This is a genomic window from Clostridium sp. CM027 (assembly GCF_024730565.1).
Classification (GTDB): domain Bacteria; phylum Bacillota; class Clostridia; order Clostridiales; family Clostridiaceae; genus Clostridium_AD; species Clostridium_AD estertheticum_B.
Genome location: NZ_CP077725.1, coordinates 2,335,781 through 2,357,030, shown reverse-complemented (window position 1 = coordinate 2,357,030; position 21,250 = coordinate 2,335,781). Strand labels below are relative to the sequence as shown.

The following is a 21,250-nucleotide window of genomic DNA, read 5'->3' as shown; positions in this document are numbered from 1 at the left end:
ATAAATGCATAATAGTATGCACTATTATTTTACAGGGATTTAGTCAATGGAAAAAAGTAATATTTTTTATAGTTATTTAATATGTATAAGGTAAAGGTTGTTTTATAACGAGAGGAGAAAAAAATGAGAAGAGTTTTTATTACAGTACATTTAAAAAATATCCTTCTATTAATAACTGCATTTATTGCATTTATAGTTATTACTTCTGTTTTAATAGTGGGGGTAGGAAATAATAAAAGTATAAATAAGGGTAAAAACTCTGCAATTAAGGTAGAAGACAATGAAAATATTATAAAATATGGTTCACTAGCCAAAATCACTAAAGTTAAAGTTTTTATGTCAAAAGAAAATAATATAAAAGAACTTAGTTTAGAAGAATATGTTACGGGAGTTGTTGCAGCGGAAATGCCAGCTGATTTTGGAATAGAAGCTTTAAAATCTCAAGCAGTGGCGGCTAGGACTTATGCTTTAGCTCATGTCACAGAAATGGGTGGAACCCCATGTAAAAATGGTAATGGAGCTGATTTATGCGATACAGTCCACTGTCAAGTTTATAGGACTAAAGAAGAGCGTATAAAAGAATGGGGAAATTCTGGTGAAAAAAATTGGAATAAGATTAAAATGGCGGTTAAAGGAACATTAGGACAAGTTTTAACATATAACAACAACTTAGTAATGGAACCTTATTATTTTGCAACTAGCAGTGGGAAAACGGAAAATTCCGAAGAGGTATTTAGCGATAGCATACCTTATTTAAGGAGTGTAGAAAGTCCAGGCGAAGAAAGAGCAGGAAGCTTTAAGAGTAGTAAAATTTTAAAGTATAAAGATCTAAGTCGAATTATAAATAAAAACTATAATAATGCTAAGGTAACCTCAACTAATATTAAGAAACAAATAACGGTAATTGATAGGACTGAGGCAGGGAGTGTTAAGAGTATTAAGGTAGGGAATATAACCATGACAGGCAGTAAGTTTAGAACAATGCTCGGTTTAAAATCATCGAATTTTGAAATGAAGTTTAATTTAAACAATATAGAAATAGATTGCAGCGGATATGGTCATGGTGTAGGGATGAGTCAATGGGGTGCGGATGCGATGGCGAAAGATGGGAAAACCTATATTGAAATATTAACTCATTATTATCAAGGGACTGTTATATCCAAATGAAAAAAAATACACATAAGCTGGTTATCCTATATAAAAAATGGATAATCAGCTTTGCTTTTTATAAAAATAAACTTGAAGATGATTTAAGCAAAACTAAGGGTGAATAATTTAAAATTTAAAATATGTTTTAAACTATAAAATATAAATATTATTAAAATGTAGATTAACTTAAATAAATTTTAGGAAATATGTATGTTTTAATAAAATATGGACAAAAATACAAATGGAGGTGTTTGTATGAATAAGAATGAAAACAATAAGACATTAAATTTTTTTAAGAAGGAAGGATTCTATGTAATTTTATTTGTTTGTTTATGTATAGTAGCTTCAGTGGCGTCTATAACAGCAAATAATAATAAGAAGCTTTCAAGCAAGCAAGAAGCATTACAAAAACAACAAGCAAATGCAGGAGATGTTATAAAAGCGCAACAAAAAGAATATGAGGGTGCTCTTCAAGTAAAAGAAGAAAAGAAAGCTAAGGCTGAAGCGCTTAAAGCGGTACCAGATATCAAAAAGGTTACAACAGGAAAAGCGGCATCAGCAGTATCTAAATCAGTTAATGCTAAATTTGAAAATCCCGTAGCAAATGGATTACTAGCAAGGGCATATTCAAAAGATATTGATTCAGTAGTGTGGAAGACTGATGGAAGCTATAGGACAAATTTAGGTATTGACATTCAAGCAAAAATAGGGGAGCCAGTTGTAGCGGTTATGGATGGAATAGTTAAAGAAGTTGGTACTGACGTTAATGGCCAAAAAGGTAAGATGGTTAAGATTGATCATCAAAATGGATTTATTACTAACAGTACTAATCTAGATGAAAAAATATTAGTAAAAAAAGGCGATAAAGTAACTAAAAAACAGCAAATTGGTACAGTGGGAAACACTAGTTTAAATTCATTTAAGGAAGAATATGGATCTCACTTACACTTTGAAGTTCTGCAGAGTAATAAGAATGTTGATCCTGCTAAATATGTAAAATATGAGAAATATCAACCTGCAGAAACTAAGAAATAACCAATAACCATCTCAATTAGCCATTTTTTAAAAATATATTAGAAGATGACTAATTGGAATGGAATTTAAAAGCAAGATAATGCATATTTATAAATATATAAGGGTTAAGGAGGCAACACTTGAAAGACTATATTGAAGATCGAGTACTAGAAGTTGCTAAGTACATTATCGAGTCAAAATCTACAATAAGAAGAACTGCCAAAGTGTTTGGCGTTAGCAAGAGTACTATACACAAGGATATGACGGAAAGATTACCCACAATAAATCCTCAAATTGCCAGCGATGCAAAAACAATTTTGGATATAAATAAAGCTGAGCGGCATATAAGAGGCGGAAGAGCAACTAAATTGAAATATAAAGAAGCACAAGGATAAAAACATTCGAAGCTAAAAACTATAAAAAAATTTTAAAATTAAAAGAGGGTTTTCTTATAGCTTTATAGAATAGAGTTTAGTGTAATTTAAATATTGAATATACTAAAGAGCAGGAGTGGTTTTGAAATGTTTTTTTTTAGAATGGGTACAGATATGGGAATAGATTTGGGTACATCTACAGTGCTTGTATATATTAAAGGAAAAGGTGTTATATTAAAAGAACCTTCTGTTGTTGCCATAGATAGAAATAATAATAAGGTATTGGCAGTAGGAGAAGAAGCTAGGCAAATGATAGGAAGGACACCAGGCAATATTGTGGCAATACGCCCTATGAGGGACGGTGTTATTTCGGATTATGACATAACTGAAAAAATGTTAAATCATTTTATCAAGAAGGCTTGTGGGAAAAGAAGGCTATCTTCTCCAAAAGTTGTAATATGTGTACCTTGCGAAGCAACGGAAGTAGAAAGAAGAGCGGTAGAAGATGCAGGTAGAAATGCCGGAGCTAAGAAAGTTCAACTTATAGAAGAACCACTAGCAGCGGCAATCGGAGCGGGACTCGATATTACTAGAGCAAGTGGTAATATGGTTATTGACATTGGTGGAGGCACGACTGATATTGCAGTTATTTCTTTAGGAGGCATGGTTGTACGTGAATCAGTTAAAGTAGCTGGTGATAAGTTTGATGAAGAGATTATAAAATATATCAGAAAAAAACATAAATTAATGATTGGTGAGAGGACTGCAGAGGATTTAAAAATCAACATAGGTTGTGCTTATAAACAAGAAGAAAAGACAAGCATGGAGATAAGAGGGAGAGATTTAATTACAGGTCTTCCTAAGAATTTAGAAGTATCATCAGAAGAAATGAGAGAAGCTTTAAAAGAGGCGGTATATTTAATAGCAGGATGTGCACATTCCGTATTAGAAAAAACACCACCTGAGCTTTCAGCAGATATAGCTGATAAAGGTATAGTTATGACTGGTGGAGGTGCATTGTTAAAAGGCTTAGGTAAGCTCATACAAGAGGTTACTAAAGTTCCGGTATATCTAGCGGAGGATCCGATTTCATGCGTAGCACTCGGAACAGGTAAAGTATTGGATTATATGGATAAGTTAGATAATTCATTCAATGGAAGAGAATTATGCTTAACAGAATAAAAAGTATAAGCAAGCTATAAAAATAAGCAATACAATTATTAGTTTAATTGCATTGCTTATTTTTATATTATATAAGATTTGTAAGTTTAAATTGTGGATAATTATTTAAAACTAATTAAAGCATGTTAAACAGGGCTCAAATTATTTTCTTCATTGGTAAGGGAGTGCAAATAGTATGAATGCAAGAGGGATCTGCTTAAAACATTAGCAATATCCATTACCAAGCTCAATCTTATGTTTCTATTTGTAAATAATTCACTATCATCACTTGAATCTACTATACCTATTAATGAAAGAGTGCCTACCTTAGGAAGGGTTTTCCCTACACCTTTGCCAGGATGAATTGGATAATTTCTAGCTTGGAGTTCTCCAATATTTGAAATGTCTCCTAAACAAGCATCTACACCTATTATAGTACAATTTGGGTGCAATGCATTTATTTTAGATAATTTACTATCTATGTTTAAGGCATGAATTGGATTATCTATAGTGCCATATACAGGTAATGGAAAGGAACTATTTTTTAAAAGTGTACCAACTAAAGGACCTAGACAATCGCCTATACATCTATCGGTACCTATGCAAACAACTAAAGTATTTTTGTCAATATAGTCTTTTAGAAAATTAGAAAGTGTATAGTATGCTAAAGGATCTTTATAATGGGTTTTAGCTTTACTCAAGAAATATACCTCCTTGTATTGCGCTGGGGAAAAATTATTAGTTTCCTATGAATAATTTATATGAATAAATCCCGTGTATTATTATAATAAAGAATAAAAAAATGATTAATTAAAAAATGATATATAAGTATATTAACTATATGAAGGAAAACCAAATAAAAAATATAATAAATTATTTGTGCAAATAGTAAGTTGTATCAATGCTTAATATTAAGCAAATATGCGAATAGTATAGTTATGGAGAGAAGAAGTCGTTTATTAAAGGATAATAGACTTGAAATTAATTAATTAAAGTTGTATAATAATTCTTGTCGACACGGTAAAACGGTAAAACGGCAAAATGATAAAACATAATATGCTGGCATGGCTCAACGGTAGAGCAGCTGACTTGTAATCAGCAGGTTGTAGGTTCAATTCCTATTGCCAGCTCCATAAGTGGAGGAGTTCCCGAGTGGCCAAAGGGGGCAGACTGTAAATCTGTTACGTAATGTTTCGATGGTTCGAATCCGTCCTCCTCCACCATTTATAATGGTTTACAATAAATTATGGTTTACAATAAATTATGGGAGCATAGCTCAGCTGGGAGAGCATCTGCCTTACAAGCAGAGGGTCACAGGTTCGAACCCTGTTGTTCCCACCATAATAATCTTTTTAAAATAGAATAAAATGCATGCTGGCATGGCTCAACGGTAGAGCAGCTGACTTGTAATCAGCAGGTTGTAGGTTCAATTCCTATTGCCAGCTCCACATATGGAGGAGTTCCCGAGTGGCCAAAGGGGGCAGACTGTAAATCTGTTACGTAATGTTTCGATGGTTCGAATCCGTCCTCCTCCACCAAAAGACATCTATAGATGTCTTTTTTTATTTTTTACAGGGTTTAGATTCTGTTGACACCATAGAATGCATATGGTATTATAATTAAAAGTTAATAATTGATAACTCTTATCAAGAGAGGTGGAGGGAAAAAGGCCCTATGAAACCCGGCAACCGGTGCAATGCACCATGGTGCCAATTCCTGCAGTTATAATCTGCAAGATAAGGGAGATGATTAAATCACCTCTTCTTATATTTGGAAGAGGTTTTATTTTTTTATAGGGAAATTTTAGAGAATAGAAGGGAGAATTATAATGAAAAGATTATTTACATCAGAATCCGTTACAGAAGGACATCCAGACAAAATTTGTGACCAAATTTCAGATGCTGTACTTGATGCTATTTTAGAGCAAGATCCTTATGCTAGGGTTGCTTGTGAAACAGCGGTTACTACAGGAATGGTTTTAGTAATGGGAGAGATAACAACTAGTTGTTATGTAGATGTTCCTAAGGTTGTTAGGAATACCATTGAAGGCATAGGATATACTAGAGCAAAATACGGGTTTGATGCTAGCACATGCGCTGTACTTACGTCTATTAATGAACAATCAACAGATATAGCTATGGGAGTAGATGAGGCATTAGAATCTAAAGCAGGCGAGATTGATAAGGTTGACGCAATAGGTGCTGGTGATCAAGGCATGATGTTTGGATTTGCAACTAATGAGACACCAGAATACATGCCACTACCAATTGCTATGGCTCACAGATTAGCAAGAAAGTTAAGCGAAGTAAGAAAAAATGGCACATTAGATTACTTAAGACCGGACGGAAAGACTCAAGTTACTGTAGAGTATGAAGATAATAAGCCAGTAAGAATAGATACTATTGTTATTTCAACTCAACATGCAGAAGAAGCAACTCATGATCAAATTGAAAATGATTTAAAAGAGCATGTAATAAAACCTGTAGTTCCAAGTGGATTATTAGATGAAAATACTAAATATTATATAAATCCTACAGGCAGATTTGTAATTGGAGGACCGCAAGGAGACTCTGGTTTAACAGGAAGAAAAATAATAGTAGATACTTATGGTGGATATGGAAGACATGGAGGTGGAGCATTCTCAGGAAAGGATGCAACAAAAGTTGATAGATCCGCTGCATATGCTGCAAGATGGGTTGCTAAAAATTTAGTTGCTGCAGGAGTTTCAGATAAATTGGAAATTCAGTTAGCTTATGCTATAGGTGTAGCTAAACCGGTATCTATAGAGGTCGAAACTTTCGGAACAGGAAAAATTGACGATGATAAAATAGTTCAAATAGTTGAAAAAGTATTTGATTTAAGGCCAGCTGTAATTATAAGAGAATTAGAACTAAGAAGACCTGTTTATAAACAAGTAGCTGCCTATGGACATTTTGGAAGAATTGATTTAGATCTTTCATGGGAAAAACTAAACAAGGTTGATGAAATAAAAAAGTACGTATAATATAAAAAAAGGGATAACAATTATTAATTGTTATCCCTTTTTAGTGCATGTGATTATTAAGTAGTATTTTGATAAAACCTAAGATAGGGGTATACTGAACATAAGAGATGTAAAATACATATGATATAATAACATTAATAATAATATTATTGCTAATAATATTATTATTAATGTTATTATATGAATTTATAAATAGGAGAGATTTTATGCCGGAAATACAAGGGATAATCGAAGATGTAGTATTTCATAATGAAGAAAATGGATATATAATTGCTCATTTGAATGATAATAAAAAGCAGATAACTGTGGTAGGCATTGTGCCATATATAAGTGAAGGGCAGAACCTGAAATTAACGGGGGAGTGGGTTACTCATCCTCAATTTGGCAAGCAATTTAGAATAATACAATGTGAGGAAATAATACCTAGTTCACTTGAAGGTATAGAAAAATATTTAGCTTCAGGAGTTATTCAAGGAATTGGACCAATAACTGCTAAAAAAATTGTACAGCACTTTGGTGAAAACACCATGAATATATTAGATAATGAAATTGAAAGATTAAAAGAGATTGATGGTGTAGGACAAAAAAAGATTCAATTAATTTTTGAATCATATTCTAAGCAACGAGAAGTTAAAAATATAATGATATTTCTTCAAACATATGGAGTAACACCTAACCAATGTGTGAAAATTTATAAAAAATATGGAGGAGACTCTATAAAGGTAGTACAGGATAATCCTTATGTGTTAACTGAAACCATTTCTGGAGTAGGATTTAAAATTGCAGATAAGATAGCACAAAGTTTAGGCATTGACAAAGAGTCGCCTTTCAGAATACAAAGTGGAATTAATTATGTGGTAAATGAATTTTGCGCTATGGGAAATACTTATATGCCGTTAAACAAATTATACCAAGAATCTAAAAATATTCTTGGGGTTACGGCTGAAGAAATTGAAAAAAATGTTTATGATAATGTATTGCAGGGAAAATTGAAAGTCGAAAATATTGATGAAGAAGACTGTGTTTTCACTATGCCGTTCTATTACTGTGAATTAGCTATTACTAAAAAAATTATAACCTTATCTATAGAAAAGTATGACGAATTAGAAATAGACATAGAAGAAAAGATTAATGACTTCGAAGAAGAAAAAAACATAAAATTTGCAACGTCTCAAAAGACTGCTATTTGTGGTGCTGCAGAAAATAGTATTGAAATAATAACGGGAGGTCCAGGTACTGGCAAAACTACTATAATTAATTGCATTATAGAGGTATTTGAAGAAGCAGGAATGAAAGTTTATATGGCTGCGCCCACCGGAAGGGCTGCCAAAAGAATGACAGAGGCTACTGGTCGCGAAGCCAAAACCATACATAGGTTATTAGAACTTGGAGTAGGCAGAGATGATGGGTCGCAGTTCTCTAGAAGTGAGGAATCGCCTTTAGATTGTGATGTGCTAATTATTGATGAAGCATCTATGATAGACATAATGCTTATGAATAGTTTATTAAAAGCTATCAGCGTAGGAACTCGACTTATAATTGTTGGTGATGTTGACCAATTGCCATCTGTCGGACCGGGTAATGTACTAAGAGATATTATTGACAGTAAATGTGTTAAAGTAGTTAAGCTTAAGGAGATTTTTAGGCAAGCACAAGAAAGTATGATTATTGTGAATGCTCATAAAATTAACAATGGCGAGATGCCTATTTTGAATAAAAAGGATAAAGATTTTTATTTTATTGAGAATAATGAGCCGGAGAAAATCTTGGACAGTATAATTGCTTTAATTAATACCAGATTGCCAAAATTTAACAAAGAGTGGGATAAGATGAAGAACATTCAAATACTCTCTCCTATGAGAAAAGGGATATTGGGTATAGAAAATCTAAATGGAAAGCTTCAGCAAATATTGAACCCTAAATCTAAGTATAAAAAGGAAAAGGAATATAGGAATACTATATTTAGGGTAGGCGACAAGGTTATGCAAATTAAAAATAATTACTCTATAAAATGGAAAAAAATTAATGCAAAAGCTGAAGATGGAGTGGGCATTTTTAATGGTGATGTAGGGTATGTTGAAGATATTGATGAAGATAATGAAAATGTTATTGTGATTTTTGATGATGACAAACGGGTAGAATATGAAGGTGTATATTTAGATGAACTAGCTTTAGCGTATGCTATTACAATACATAAAAGTCAAGGTAGTGAGTTTGAAGTTGTAATTATGCCTATGTTTATGGGGCCCCCACTTTTAATGAACAGAAATTTACTTTATACAGGGATAACTAGAGCAAAGAATATGGTTGTTTTAGTGGGAGCAATAAAAGCTGTTAATTTCATGAAAGATAACAACAGAAGTTTCGAGCGGTACTCCGCTTTGGGCTGGAGAATAAGGCAAATAGTAGATGCAAATGTGGGCCATGATGAAAATTAGATTGATTTGTTTGGAAGAAATATTAAATTGCAAAGGAGATTTTACATGCTTTTCTACGCAAAATTAAACCTTAGTAAAGAAAAAGATGAGATTAGCAAAGAAATTTTAAGATGTTCTTTAAACAGCAAAAAAAGAATTGATGTTGTATCTATGTTTTACAATTCCTCTGATATATTGTTAGAAACTATAATTGAATATGTTAATGAAAAGAAAAATATATTGTATATAACTAATGAAAACCAGAGGAGTATTGATATTATTTACTTCATAAATAAATTTAGTAATTTAGGTCAATATGTATATTCACCTGAAACGAATTATGGCAGTGTGAATGAGTATTTACATATATGCAATCATGAAAATGCGTTAAAACTCCAAGAAAAATTTGATTTGATTATTTATAATGATATTAGAAGTTTTCCTAAATACACTAAGCAACAAATAAAAAAAGTGTTATTAAGAATGTGTAAAGCAAATAGTGTAGCTATAGCCTATTCTGTAGAGAATGTTTTAAGCGAGGGCACGCCAATAATGTTTCCGTTAAAAAACAATAATATTCCGATTATAGAGCCTAGAATCATAACTACGAGGATAAATCTTAGTACGGATATACCTTTGGTTGTTTATCAATATTTGAATTGGTCAATTATATCTAATAGAAAGGTAATAATATTTACACCAGATGAGGAAAAAACTATAGCGGTCTTTGAGTATCTATGTAATTTCAAAGAAAAGTTAAGTGAAAATATTTTTTTGTTTATTAGTAAAAAAAGCGATGCTAATATTAAAGTAAAGTTCATGAATGAAGATGAGGGGATAATAGTCACTAATGACTTTGAAGAAAGTTATTTAGAATTTCATTCAATTGATGTTATAGTTTATTTTGCTGATAATGATAAATATAATCATAAGCAACTATTATATTTATCAAGTAAGGTTGGGAGATATGAAAGTATACAAAGGGGAGAGGCTATATTTTTAGCTAATGTTGAAACTGTGCAAATGGATAAAGCTAAAAATATAGCTAGAAAATTTAATGAGAAAGCGTGGGAGCGAGGATTATTAAATATATAAGAAAAATACTTTATTGTTTAGTTCAGCTCATATATTCAGGCGATGAACAGTGCGTGATTTGTAGTGGATATAGTGAGGAAAGTGAAGCTTTGTGTACTAAATGCAGAGAAAAATTGAAGCGCTGTGTGCAAAGCTTTTGTATAGGTCGCAATGAAGAAAAATATCTTGTTTGGTCAGTGTTTTATTATTCTAATATAGTAAAAGAATTAATTATTAGGCTTAAATATAAAAGCGATTTTATATGCGGTGAAATCTTAGCGGAATACATGTTACAACTTGTAAAAAGCAATGAATTACAGTTTGACTTAATATCTTATGTACCTATGACTAAAAAAGCTTTAAAAAATAGGGGGTATAACCAAAGCGAGTTTTTGGCAAGCTATTTATCGCGATTTTTAAATATTCCAGTGATTTGCAACTTGATTAAAACTGAGGATACTAAAGATCAAATAGGTCTCAATGGCGAAGAAAGATGGAACAATATGGAGAAATGTTTTGAGATCCAAAAAAATGAAGCTATAAAAAATAAAAATATTTTGCTCATTGATGATGTTATAACCACTGGGGCTACAGCGTTTCATTGTGCTCACAAACTGAAAGAAAGTGGGATAAATAATATTTATATATTGACAATAGCCAAAAGTAATGTATAATACGTATTGTAGTAAGTTAGGTTTGTGGTTGAAAGTCGATGCCAGTCGCAGGCGAAACGATCCACGTAAGTTAAACAAAGTTTAGCGAGCATGGTGCGGCTTAGAGGTTAGTCCTGCCGTTTAGTAGACGAGAGTGTTAGTAGTGAGAGGGTAATTCTGGGTAGCAAAAGCTCCAGCAGGCGAGTGTGGGGTCAAAGACCAGGTCAACTAACTTAATATATAAAAACTCCTAATATTATATTAGGAGTTTTTATTTTATTGGTACCTAAAAATATCGAATATAATTTAAATTGTATTAATATTATGTGAATTCTGATTTTAATGGTTGCTATTTAGCATTAAAAGTAATAGAATTGAAATATAAAACATATATCATGCTTAGCAATTAAGCAGTATGTAGATATTAGAGAGGGGCTGTAAGTATGAAAGTCAAAGTAATAGGAAGAAATATAGAGATAACAGAAGCCTTGAAAAATATTATAGACAAGAAAATAGCAAGATTGGATAAGTATTTTAGTCCAGATGTGGAAGCACAGACAACATTAGGCGTTTGTAAGAATAGACATACAATAGAAGTTACAATCCCTTTTAATGGAGTTATTTTAAGATCAGAAGAGCAAAATGAAGATATGTATACATCATTAGATATTGTAGTTGATAAATTAGAAAGACAAATTAGAAAAAATAAAACAAAATTAGAAAAAAGGAATAGAGGAACATCTCTTAAATTTCAAGGCATACCAAAATATGATAAGAACGAAGATGATGGTATAGATCCTAAGATAGTAAAGATGAAGAAATTTGCATTTAAACCTATGTCAGCAGAGGAAGCAGTACTTCAAATGGAACTCGTTGGTCATAGTTTCTTCGTATATATGAGTGATGGTAGTTCAGAGGTAAATGTAGTATATAAAAGAAAAGATGGAAATTATGGTTTGATAGAACCAGAATTTTAAAATATATTAAATTTAAAGGATTAAAGTAAATTTACTTACTTTAATCTTTTTTTAACTTAAAAAAAGTATAGTGAAAAATTATTAATGATAATTTACAAAATTTATAAATTCGTATAAGTTGAACAGTAACAAATTAAGTGGTATAATTTTAAGTATATATTTAGGGACTATTAAAATGAATAGTGAGGATGAAAAGTATGAAATTTTTTGAAAAGTTATTTGGTAGTTATAGTGATAGAGAGATAAAAAGAATAATTTCAACAGTAGATAAAATAGAAGAATTAGATCCGTTGATGACTAGTTTAAGCGATGAAGAACTTAAATCAAAAACAGAAGAATTTAAAACTAGATTAAATAAAGGAGAGACTTTAGAGGATATATTACCTGAAGCCTTTGCGGTGGTTAGAGAAGCTTCATGGAGAGTTCTTAACATGAAGCATTTTAGAGTACAACTAATTGGTGGAATAGTACTGCACCAAGGAAGAATAACAGAAATGAAAACGGGTGAAGGAAAGACCTTAGTGGCTACACTTCCCTCATATTTGAATGCGTTAACAGGAAATGGTGTTCACATAATTACAGTTAATGACTACCTTGCCAAAAGAGATAGCGATGACATGGGACGAATACACGAATTCTTAGGTATTTCTGTAGGCGTAATTATTCATGATTTAGATCAAACACAAAGGCAAGCGGCCTATAATTCAGATATAACATATGGGACAAATAACGAATTTGGGTTTGACTATTTAAGAGATAATATGGTTGTTTATAAAGAAGAAAGAGTTCAAAGAAAATTAAACTTTGTAATCGTGGATGAGGTTGATTCTATATTAATAGATGAAGCTAGAACACCGCTTATAATATCTGGAGAAGGAGAAAAATCTACGGATTTTTATAAAGTAGCAGATTATTTTGTTAAGGGTCTAGTGAAGGAAGAAGATTATACTATAGATGAAAAAGCTAGTGCTGTTATATTATCTAATGCTGGTATAGATAAAGCGGAAAAATATTTTCATTTAGAGAATTATGCTGATGCAGAAAATATGGGTATACAGCACCATACAGTTCAAGCTTTAAAAGCAAACTTCATCATGAGAAAAGATAAAGATTATATGGCAAAGGATGGTCAAGTTATCATAGTGGATGAGTTTACTGGAAGACTCATGGAAGGCAGAAGATATAGCGATGGGCTTCACCAAGCTATTGAAGCAAAAGAGAGCGTCAAAATTGAAAAAGAGTCAAAAACTCTTGCAACTATTACCTTCCAGAACTATTTTAGAATGTATAATAAGTTATCGGGCATGACTGGAACTGCGCTTACAGAAGAAAATGAATTTAGAGAAATATACGGATTGGATGTAATAGTAATACCTACAAATATGCCATTAACAAGAATTGATAACGCAGATTTAGTGTTTAAAACTGTTAATGGGAAATATAAAGCTATAGTAGATGAAATAGTTGAAACTTATAAGAACAAGCAGCCCGTTCTCGTAGGAACTGTTAGTATAGAAAAATCAGAATTATTATCTGATATGCTTAAAAAAAGAGGAATTCCTCATCAAGTACTTAATGCTAAATATCATGAAAGAGAAGCGGATATAGTCTCTCATGCAGGAGCACGTGGCATGGTTACCATAGCAACTAATATGGCGGGCCGTGGTACAGATATTAAGCTTGAAGAAGGCGTTGTTGAAGTTGGTGGACTCAAGATAATTGGAACTGAAAGACATGAATCTAGGCGTATTGATAATCAGCTTAGGGGTCGTGCTGGTCGTCAGGGAGATACTGGAAGCTCAAGATTTTACATATCACTCGAAGATGATTTAATGAGAATATTTGGGTCTGAAAGACTTCAAGGGGTTGTAGGAAAATTAGGATTAACTGATGAGGACGCTATTGAAAGCAAGATGGTAAGTGGTGCTATAGAAAGTGCTCAAAAGAAAGTTGAAGGAAATAACTTTGATATAAGAAAAAATGTTGTTCAATATGATGATGTAATGAACCAACAGAGAGAAATAATTTATAGACAAAGAACAGAGGTTCTTCAAGGCGAAAATATAAAAGATCAAATTGAAGAAATGATACAAGATGTTGTTTTCTCTGCAGTTGATTCACATATTAGTGGAGTTGAGGAAAGTTTTGATGAGGAATTAGTAAAACTTATTAACTATCTTGAAGAAATATATCTTCCAAAGGGTATGGTTTCAATAGAAGAACTTTCTAAAACATCTAATGAGGAAATTAAAAATACTCTTTTAGAAATAGCTAAAAAAATCTATGAACAAAAAGAAGAAAATTTTGGTGACGAACAAATAAGAGAAGTCGAAAGGGTTATTCTTCTAAGGGTAGTAGATAGTAAATGGATGGATCATATCGATGAGATGGAACATTTAAAGCAGGGCATTGGACTTAGAGCTTATAAGCAACAGGACCCATCACAAGCCTACCAAATGGAAGGTAGCGATATGTTTGCTGAAATGATTGAAAATATAAAGACGGAAACTGTTAAATACTTATTTCATGTGCAAATAGAAAAAGCACCTGAGAGAGAAATGGTTTCTAAGATTACATCAACAAATCATGATAATTCCATTAAAAATGAGCCAATTAAAAAAGTTACTAAACAAGGAAGAAATGATGAATGTTCTTGTGGTTCAGGGAAAAAATACAAAAATTGCTGTGGCAGAGGTTAATAATTATTAATAACTTCAAACAACCGCATAAGGGATAATAATAGTTGGAAATATAAAACCGTCAATTTCCAACTGAAAAGGGATGAGCAATTGATTCTTGCTTATCCCTTTTCAAATATAATGAAAGAGGTGCTATAATTGATAATACTAATCGAAGAAACAATAAGTGAATTAAACGTATTAAAAAGTAATGTAGAAGAGATTAGGGTGTCTCTTTGACGTAGCGTCTATGGAAAAACAATTAAAAGAACTTGAGTTTACAATGCAGGAGACGAGCTTTTGGCAGGATATAAAAGCGGCACAACAAGTTACTCAAAAAGCTAAGGGTATTAAAGATAGAATTGATAGATTCAATTTAATAATTAGTAAGATAGAAGATTTGGAAGTGCTAATTGAACTAAGTGAGGAGGAAGAAGATGATTCCTCTATAGCAGAAATGAAAAGTGAATTAAAAGACCTAACGCTGGATACAGATAGGTTCAGGATAGAAATTTTATTAGCTGGGAAATATGATATAAATAATGCGATTTTAACGCTTCATACCGGTGCAGGTGGAAGTGACGCTCAAGATTGGACAGAAATGCTTTATAGAATGTACTCAAGGTGGTGTGAAAAGAAGGGATATAAGATCGAAGTTTTAGATTATCAGCCATCTGATGAAGCGGGTATTAAAGCAGTGACATTAAAAATAACTGGCGAATATGCCTATGGATATTTAATGGCCGAAAAGGGAGTGCATAGGTTAGTGAGAATTTCACCTTTTAATGCAAATGGTAAGAGGCAAACCTCGTTTGCATCTTGTGAAGTACTTCCAGAGCTTACCGATAATCAAGATGTTGAAATAAAGCCTGATGACCTGAGAATAGATACTTATAGATCTGGAGGGGCAGGAGGTCAACATGTAAATAAAACTGACTCAGCCATAAGGATTACCCATATACCTACGGGTATAGTAGTACAGTGTCAAAATGAAAGAAGTCAGCATAGTAATAAACAAACTGCGATGAAGATGCTTATGGCAAAATTATTGGATTTAAAGGAAAGAGCTAAAAAAGATAGAATAGAAGACTTAACCGGGGATTTGAAAGAAAATGGTTGGGGAAGTCAAATTAGATCTTATGTATTTCATCCATATAATTTGGTAAAGGATCATAGGACTAATACAGAAATGGGTAATGTAGATGCAGTTATGGATGGGGATATTGATATTTTTATCGAGGCGTACTTAAGGCAGAACAATAAATAACATCAGGTATAGCTACAATAAAGAAGGGTGGTACCATTATAGAAATGTAGACACATTTCTATTTGAACCTAAAAGATCCAGCAGAATATATTGTATATTCTGCTGGATCTTTTATTTTTGTTATGTATAGGTCATAAGCATTTTCATCTTATGACTTACATTTAAAGTTTATTATTTTGTTATCACTGTTCCTGCTGTTCCGCTTATTGCTTCTCTAGCTTTTTCGAGTGATGTTATAATTGCTTTTCTGCCTTCTTGTGCTTCAACGAAAGCAAGAGCCGCTTTTATTTTTGGAAGCATAGAACCAGGAGCAAAATGTCCTTCTTTAATATAAGTTTTAGCTTCTTCAACAGTTATTATTGAAAGATTCTTTTGATTTGGAGTACCAAAGTTAATAGCAACCTGTTCAACGGCTGTAAGTACAACTAATGCATCAGCATTTAGTAATTCAGCTATTTTAGAAGAAGCAAAATCTTTATCTATTACTGCTGGAACGCCCTCAAGGTTTCCATTTCCATTATCAATTACAGGTATACCGCCACCGCCAACAGTTATAACAATATGTCCAGCTTCAACTAATGTTTTGATAATAGGTTCTTCAACTATAGCCATTGGAAGTGGTGAAGCCACTACGCGTCTCCATCCTCTATTTGAATCCTCTTTCATTATATATCCTTTTTCAATCATTAATTTCTTAGCCTGTTCCTCTGTAAAGAAAGAACCTACTGGCTTAGTTGGATCCTTAAATCCTGGATCATTCTGATCAACAATTACCTGAGTAACTACTGTTGCAACGTCCTTATTTATTCCTCGTTTTCTCATCTCTGATCTAATGCTTTGTTGCAGATGATAGCCTATATAACCTTGGCTCATAGCACCACATTCAGGAAAAGGCATTATTGGGCTATTTTCATTTATAGAAGCGGCTGCTTCATAAGTAGCTACGAGTTGACCTACTTGAGGTCCATTACCATGAGCAACAATAACCTCGTGACCCTCTTCAATTAAATCTACAATGGCTTCTGACGTCTGTCTTGCTGTTACTAATTGTGCTTCTGATGTAGTATCCTTTGGATTTGCTTGAAGGGCATTTCCACCAAGTGCTATTACTATTCTTGACATATATATTTCTCCTTTTATATTATATATAAAATATAATTTATTTAATAACTTAAAAATATTTTATAAAATTTCATTGAAATAATGTTTAAAGTTGAATTTTGCCAATTGAAAGCAGTATAATCATTAAGATTGCAACTACCATAATGGCTACCATTCCTATTTTCTCGTTTATTTTAATAGGTTCATTCTTTTCTTTCCTAGCCTTTAGATATACAAATATACCCACTGCATATAGTATTACTGCTGCTCCTAGATAATTTATTCCTACTGCGTAAATTACATATAGTGAATAGGTACAGGCTAATATAGAAACTATCTTATCTTTAGCTCCTAGGACATCTGTAAATGCAACTTTAACTGCATATAGTGATGAAAGCAAATATGGAATTAAAATACATGTTGTTGAAATTAAAAACACACTACCATATGCAGACTGAAGTGCTGGTAAAAGTAGCGAAAGTAAAAATATTTGAGTTAATCCATCAGTTAGTAATAATGAATTTACTGCAGCACCATTGTCATTTTGTTTAATAAACCATTTTGGCATTGTGCCACCCTTTGCCGCAACATAAGGAATTTCTGCTGCAAGCATAACCCAACTAATTAGGCAGCCTACAAGTGAAATAATTAAACCAACTTTAACGATTACAGCTCCAATACTGCCAAGTACAGTAATTGATAACATATCTGCTAGAGGGGTTTGTGAACTAGCAAGAGTATTAGCTGAAATTACTCCCATAGCGGTTGTTGAAACCAGTATATAAAGCACTAAAGTTATAATTAAACTTATTATTGTAGCAGTTCCGACAGTCTTTTGAGATTTCGCTCTCTCAGAAAGCACTGTTGCAGCTTCGATACCAATAAAGCACCACAAAATTGTACCCATTGCTCCTTTAATTTGCAAGAACACGGTGGTAGAACCCCCCGTAGAAGCTAATATTGTTTTCCAATTATCAACATTAAAAGTTCTAGTTTTAAATATTGCAAGACCAAATACAATTACCATTAATAAGGGTATGATTTTTGCAACTGTGGCAACGGCATTTATTATTCCGGCGCTCTTAACTCCACGCATTTGTATATAATGAATTATCCATAATAGTGCAGATGCTAATAAAAATGTTACTATAGGTTTTACGTCACCTACTAAACTATTAAAAGTTTTAAATATAAGAATAAAAAATGCAACGTTTCCAAGCCAAGCGCTTAACCAATATCCCCAGGCTGAATTGAATCCAACAAATTCTCCAAAGCCTTCTTTTGCATAAGTGAATATGCCCCCTGTAAGCGCTGGTCTTTTGTTTGCAAGTAATTGAAATACTAGTGCTAAAAATGCCACGCCAAGTCCACCAATTACCCATGCAATAATTACTGCTTGAGGGTTTGCTTTACCGATAAGATCAGTTGGGCTATTAAAGATGCCACCACCAATCATGGAACCAACTCCAAGAGCAATTAATAGAGACAAGCCTAGCTTCTTATCTTTATCCTTTTCCATTTTATAATCTCCTTTTGATTAATGTATTAGCCATATTTTAAATTGGTGAGAGCAATAATATTGCCCTCACCAATTAATTTTATAATTATTTTAGGCTAGTTTCCAAGTGTAGCAACCATAATTGCTTTGATTGTATGCATTCTGTTTTCTGCTTCATCAAATACTATAGAATGTGTACTTTCAAATACTTCATCTGTAACTTCTAAACCTTCAAGACCATATTTTTCAAATATATCTTTACCTACAAGTGTTTTTAAATCATGAAAAGCTGGTAGGCAGTGCATGAATTTAACGTTTTTATTACCTGTCTTATTAAGCATTTCCATATTAACTTGGTATGGCCTTAATAATTCTATTCTTGATGCCCATACTTCGTCTGCTTCGCCCATAGAAACCCATACGTCTGTGTAGATTACATCTGCATTTTTAACTCCTGCATCCACGCTATCTGTAATAGTAATTTTTGCTCCTGTTTCTTTAGCAATTTCATTGCATTTTGAAACTAATGCTGTTTCTGGGAATAAGCTCTTTGGTGATACTATTCTAAAGTCCATACCCATTTTAGCAGCACCAATCATCAATGCATTTGCCATGTTGTTTCTTCCATCTCCAGCATATACAAACACAATGTCGCTTAATGGCTTGTCAAAGTGTTCTTTTATAGTTAAAAAATCTGCAAGAATTTGTGTTGGGTGGTCTTCAGTTGTTAATCCGTTCCATACTGGAACTCCTGCATATTTTGCTAGTTCTTCAACTATTTCTTGGCCATATCCTCTATATTCTATTCCATCATACATTCTGCCAAGAACTCTAGCTGTATCTGCTACAGATTCCTTTTTGCCAATTTGAGTTCCTGTAGGTCCAAGGTAAGTTACATGAGCTCCTTGGTCTAGTGCTCCTACTTCAAAAGCACATCTTGTTCTTGTAGAACTCTTTTCAAATATTAGCGCAATATTTTTACCTTTTAATTTCTGTTGTTCTGTACCTGCATACTTAGCTCTTTTTAAATCTCTAGCTAAATCTAAAAAGTAGTTTATTTCATTTGGAGTAAAGTCCATCAAAGTTAAAAAGTTTCTGTTTCTTAAGTTAAACATAATAAATTCCTCCTAATATTGTTGTTTTTATAAGTTATCTCTATTTAGTGGCATACTCATACATCTTGGGCCGCCTCTTCCTCTTGAAAGTTCGGCACTTGGCATTGTGAGTACTGTTACACCATGTTTTGATAAAATTTCATTAGTAACATAATTTCGTTCATAAGTTATAACTTTTCCTGGTGCAATAGCTAGAGTGTTTGATCCGTCGTTCCATTGTTCTCTTGCTGCTACAATAGCGTCACCACCTCCGCATCTTATTAAATCAACTGAAGGCACTTTTAATGCAGATTTTAATACATTTTGTAATATATCTTTTTCTTGCTTAATATTTAATTGTCCATTGACACCTTTTGTAATTTCGAAAACATTAAGTGGTCCTTCTATCTCTGGGTGTATTGTAAATTTATCATAATCAACCATAGTAAATACAGTATCAAGATGCATAAATGCTCTACTAGATGGAATTTCTAATACTAATACTTTTTCAAAAGTAGTATGTTTTTCAAACAAATTTCTTGCTACAACTTCTATAGCTTCAGGTGAAGTTCTTTGACTACACCCTATTGCAAGGGTTGTGGCAGATAATATAAGTTCGTCTCCACCTTCGATATTACTTGGAAGGCTTCTATCATACCAAAGTGGCACTTCATTTTGTTTGAAGGAACTATGATATTCATGAATAAATTCTAGGAACAAAGTCTCACGTCTTCTAGCTTCAGTTTGCATAGTATTTATAGTAATACCATTTCCAATTGAAGCACCTGGATCGCGAGTAAAGTAAAGATTAGGCATAGGATCTAAGTAGAATGGATACTGGGTTCCTATTAATCCTCTTAGAGAATGAATCTCCTTAACAGCTATTTCGTTTTTTCTAACTCCAGCCATAAGTATATCAATCATTTCTCTTGTAGGCTTTGACATTAAATAATCATAAAGAGATTTATATATTTCTTTATTACTAATGTGACTTTCAAGTAAAAACTGTTGTAAAAATATTTTTTTGGTTTGATCCTCGATTAAAGCCTCTGTAACAAGTTCTTCTAAATAAAGGACTTCCACATCGTTTTCTTTTAATATTTTTGCAAATATATCATGTTCTTTTCGCGCTACTTCTAAATAAGGAATATCATCGAAAAGTAATCTTTCAAGAAGATTCGGTACTAAATTTTCTATTTCTCTACCGGGTCTATGTAGCATTACTTTATTAAGTTTTCCTATTTCAGAAGTTACATTTATAAATGATTCCATTTAATTTAGCCCCCTATTCGTTTTTGTTTATGCCATCATTATAAAGTGTACATTTATATAAGGAAAACCGAGAATTCTACTATAATTCCATATATATCGTACATGTAAGCTTTGTTATTGATTTAACACTGCTTATTTATGCTAAGCTTTATTTTACTCGGTAATACTATGGATGTTTCTGCTTGAAAATTTAGAATATTAGATTATGTGTATATATATTCATAATGTTTTAGTTTATTATGCATAATGCTAGAAATAAGGTATAAACATTCATAAAACTTTTTTTTGGTTATTTATACCTATAAATGTATAGCAATATCTAGATAAAGGTTACATAGCCTATATATTATTAGTTATTGCGTTAATAATTATGCATATAAACCTATTTTTCATCATAATATCGCACTGAAATCGTTAATGATATTATTTATTTACAAAATGTTCATAATGTTGATATATAAAAGGTGATGATGTGAGATAGAAAAAAAATAATTAAATTCCGGGAAGGCATCTATAA

16 protein-coding genes, 5 tRNA genes and 1 riboswitch are annotated in these 21,250 nt (G+C 32.4%); of the genes, 16 read left to right on the top strand and 5 right to left on the bottom strand.

Features of this window, described 5'->3' with window-relative positions; all coding sequences use genetic code 11:
* The first annotated feature begins 123 nt into the window (after window positions 1-123).
* The 4 genes from spoIID to KTC92_RS11135 all read left to right on the top strand — a co-directional run bounded on the left by spoIID (window position 124) and on the right by KTC92_RS11135 (window position 3,719).
* Complete coding sequence (spoIID, locus tag KTC92_RS11150) at window positions 124-1,167, top strand: stage II sporulation protein D (RefSeq protein ID WP_220286870.1); 1,044 nt, start codon at window positions 124-126, stop codon at window positions 1,165-1,167.
* A 237-nt stretch (window positions 1,168-1,404) separates the two neighbouring features.
* Window positions 1,405-2,184 carry a M23 family metallopeptidase gene (locus KTC92_RS11145; protein WP_216303346.1) on the top strand — a complete coding sequence of 260 codons (780 nt, stop codon included), beginning with the start codon at window positions 1,405-1,407 and terminating at the stop codon, window positions 2,182-2,184.
* 119 nt (window positions 2,185-2,303) lie between these two features.
* Entirely contained in the window at window positions 2,304-2,558 is a 255-nt protein-coding gene (gene spoIIID, locus KTC92_RS11140; RefSeq protein WP_165413074.1) for a sporulation transcriptional regulator SpoIIID, read from the top strand.
* A 126-nt stretch (window positions 2,559-2,684) separates the two neighbouring features.
* On the top strand, window positions 2,685-3,719 hold the full coding sequence (locus KTC92_RS11135) for a rod shape-determining protein (RefSeq protein WP_216303345.1): 1,035 nt from the start codon (window positions 2,685-2,687) through the stop codon (window positions 3,717-3,719).
* Window positions 3,720-3,844: 125 nt separating this feature from the next.
* On the opposite strand, the gene yyaC is transcribed toward KTC92_RS11135, so the two are convergent.
* Window positions 3,845-4,399 (bottom strand): spore protease YyaC, encoded by a 555-nt coding sequence (gene yyaC, locus KTC92_RS11130; protein ID WP_216303344.1) that lies wholly within the window; start codon window positions 4,397-4,399, stop codon window positions 3,845-3,847.
* A 357-nt stretch (window positions 4,400-4,756) separates the two neighbouring features.
* Between yyaC and KTC92_RS11125 the strand changes: the two genes are divergently transcribed.
* The 12 genes from KTC92_RS11125 (at window position 4,757) to prfB (ending at window position 15,768) form a co-directional block, all read left to right on the top strand.
* Window positions 4,757-4,831 (top strand) — tRNA-Thr (locus tag KTC92_RS11125).
* Between the two features lie 5 nt (window positions 4,832-4,836).
* Window positions 4,837-4,921, top strand: a tRNA-Tyr gene (locus tag KTC92_RS11120).
* A gap of 42 nt (window positions 4,922-4,963) precedes the next feature.
* Window positions 4,964-5,039: transfer RNA gene (locus tag KTC92_RS11115), tRNA-Val, on the top strand.
* 32 nt (window positions 5,040-5,071) lie between these two features.
* Window positions 5,072-5,146: transfer RNA gene (locus KTC92_RS11110), tRNA-Thr, on the top strand.
* Window positions 5,147-5,151: 5 nt separating this feature from the next.
* Window positions 5,152-5,236, top strand: a tRNA-Tyr gene (locus KTC92_RS11105).
* A gap of 102 nt (window positions 5,237-5,338) precedes the next feature.
* Window positions 5,339-5,441: riboswitch (SAM riboswitch) on the top strand.
* A gap of 85 nt (window positions 5,442-5,526) precedes the next feature.
* Window positions 5,527-6,702 (top strand): methionine adenosyltransferase, encoded by a 1,176-nt coding sequence (metK, locus tag KTC92_RS11100; RefSeq protein ID WP_220286871.1) that lies wholly within the window; start codon window positions 5,527-5,529, stop codon window positions 6,700-6,702.
* Window positions 6,703-6,908: 206 nt separating this feature from the next.
* A complete protein-coding gene (locus tag KTC92_RS11095; RefSeq protein ID WP_220286872.1) occupies window positions 6,909-9,140 on the top strand; it encodes an ATP-dependent RecD-like DNA helicase in 2,232 nt (743 codons plus the stop codon).
* A gap of 45 nt (window positions 9,141-9,185) precedes the next feature.
* Window positions 9,186-10,214, top strand: a complete 1,029-nt coding sequence (locus KTC92_RS11090; protein ID WP_216303968.1) for a hypothetical protein — start codon at window positions 9,186-9,188, stop codon at window positions 10,212-10,214.
* Window positions 10,187-10,867 (top strand): ComF family protein, encoded by a 681-nt coding sequence (locus KTC92_RS11085; RefSeq protein ID WP_258280592.1) that lies wholly within the window; start codon window positions 10,187-10,189, stop codon window positions 10,865-10,867. The genes KTC92_RS11090 and KTC92_RS11085 overlap by 28 nt, the downstream gene beginning before the upstream one ends.
* Window positions 10,868-11,289: 422 nt before the next feature.
* Entirely contained in the window at window positions 11,290-11,823 is a 534-nt protein-coding gene (hpf, locus tag KTC92_RS11080; RefSeq protein ID WP_165413081.1) for a ribosome hibernation-promoting factor, HPF/YfiA family, read from the top strand.
* A gap of 197 nt (window positions 11,824-12,020) precedes the next feature.
* Window positions 12,021-14,522 carry a preprotein translocase subunit SecA gene (gene secA, locus KTC92_RS11075; protein WP_216303966.1) on the top strand — a complete coding sequence of 834 codons (2,502 nt, stop codon included), beginning with the start codon at window positions 12,021-12,023 and terminating at the stop codon, window positions 14,520-14,522.
* A 138-nt stretch (window positions 14,523-14,660) separates the two neighbouring features.
* Window positions 14,661-15,768 (top strand): peptide chain release factor 2 gene (gene prfB / locus KTC92_RS11070; protein WP_216303965.1). Its coding sequence is split into 2 segments (ribosomal slippage): window positions 14,661-14,738 and window positions 14,740-15,768, totalling 1,107 coding nucleotides; the frame shifts between segments, so codons are not numbered across the junction.
* A 171-nt stretch (window positions 15,769-15,939) separates the two neighbouring features.
* Here prfB and arcC read toward each other — a convergent pair.
* From arcC to arcA, 4 genes are all read right to left on the bottom strand, one after another.
* The gene (arcC, locus tag KTC92_RS11065; RefSeq protein ID WP_165413083.1) at window positions 15,940-16,890 is read right to left on the bottom strand and encodes a carbamate kinase; all 951 of its coding nucleotides are present in this window, start codon (window positions 16,888-16,890) and stop codon (window positions 15,940-15,942) included.
* 85 nt (window positions 16,891-16,975) lie between these two features.
* Complete coding sequence (locus KTC92_RS11060) at window positions 16,976-18,388, bottom strand: basic amino acid/polyamine antiporter (RefSeq protein WP_216303964.1); 1,413 nt, start codon at window positions 18,386-18,388, stop codon at window positions 16,976-16,978.
* 95 nt (window positions 18,389-18,483) lie between these two features.
* Complete coding sequence (gene argF / locus KTC92_RS11055; protein WP_258280591.1) at window positions 18,484-19,482, bottom strand: ornithine carbamoyltransferase; 999 nt, start codon at window positions 19,480-19,482, stop codon at window positions 18,484-18,486.
* Between the two features lie 27 nt (window positions 19,483-19,509).
* Window positions 19,510-20,733, bottom strand: a complete 1,224-nt coding sequence (gene arcA, locus KTC92_RS11050; protein WP_216303963.1) for an arginine deiminase — start codon at window positions 20,731-20,733, stop codon at window positions 19,510-19,512.
* Window positions 20,734-21,250: the final 517 nt, after the last annotated feature.

Coding starts and splice junctions, on each gene's coding strand:
- spoIID (WP_220286870.1), top strand. CDS start 124: ATGAGAAGAGTTTTTATTACAGTACATTTAAAAAATATCCTTCTATTA.
- KTC92_RS11135 (WP_216303345.1), top strand. CDS start 2,685: ATGTTTTTTTTTAGAATGGGTACAGATATGGGAATAGATTTGGGTACA.
- secA (WP_216303966.1), top strand. CDS start 12,021: ATGAAATTTTTTGAAAAGTTATTTGGTAGTTATAGTGATAGAGAGATA.
- arcA (WP_216303963.1), bottom strand. CDS start 20,733: ATGGAATCATTTATAAATGTAACTTCTGAAATAGGAAAACTTAATAAA.
- KTC92_RS11090 (WP_216303968.1), top strand. CDS start 9,186: ATGCTTTTCTACGCAAAATTAAACCTTAGTAAAGAAAAAGATGAGATT.
- argF (WP_258280591.1), bottom strand. CDS start 19,482: ATGTTTAACTTAAGAAACAGAAACTTTTTAACTTTGATGGACTTTACT.
- metK (WP_220286871.1), top strand. CDS start 5,527: ATGAAAAGATTATTTACATCAGAATCCGTTACAGAAGGACATCCAGAC.
- KTC92_RS11095 (WP_220286872.1), top strand. CDS start 6,909: ATGCCGGAAATACAAGGGATAATCGAAGATGTAGTATTTCATAATGAA.
- KTC92_RS11060 (WP_216303964.1), bottom strand. CDS start 18,388: ATGGAAAAGGATAAAGATAAGAAGCTAGGCTTGTCTCTATTAATTGCT.
- hpf (WP_165413081.1), top strand. CDS start 11,290: ATGAAAGTCAAAGTAATAGGAAGAAATATAGAGATAACAGAAGCCTTG.
- arcC (WP_165413083.1), bottom strand. CDS start 16,890: ATGTCAAGAATAGTAATAGCACTTGGTGGAAATGCCCTTCAAGCAAAT.
- KTC92_RS11145 (WP_216303346.1), top strand. CDS start 1,405: ATGAATAAGAATGAAAACAATAAGACATTAAATTTTTTTAAGAAGGAA.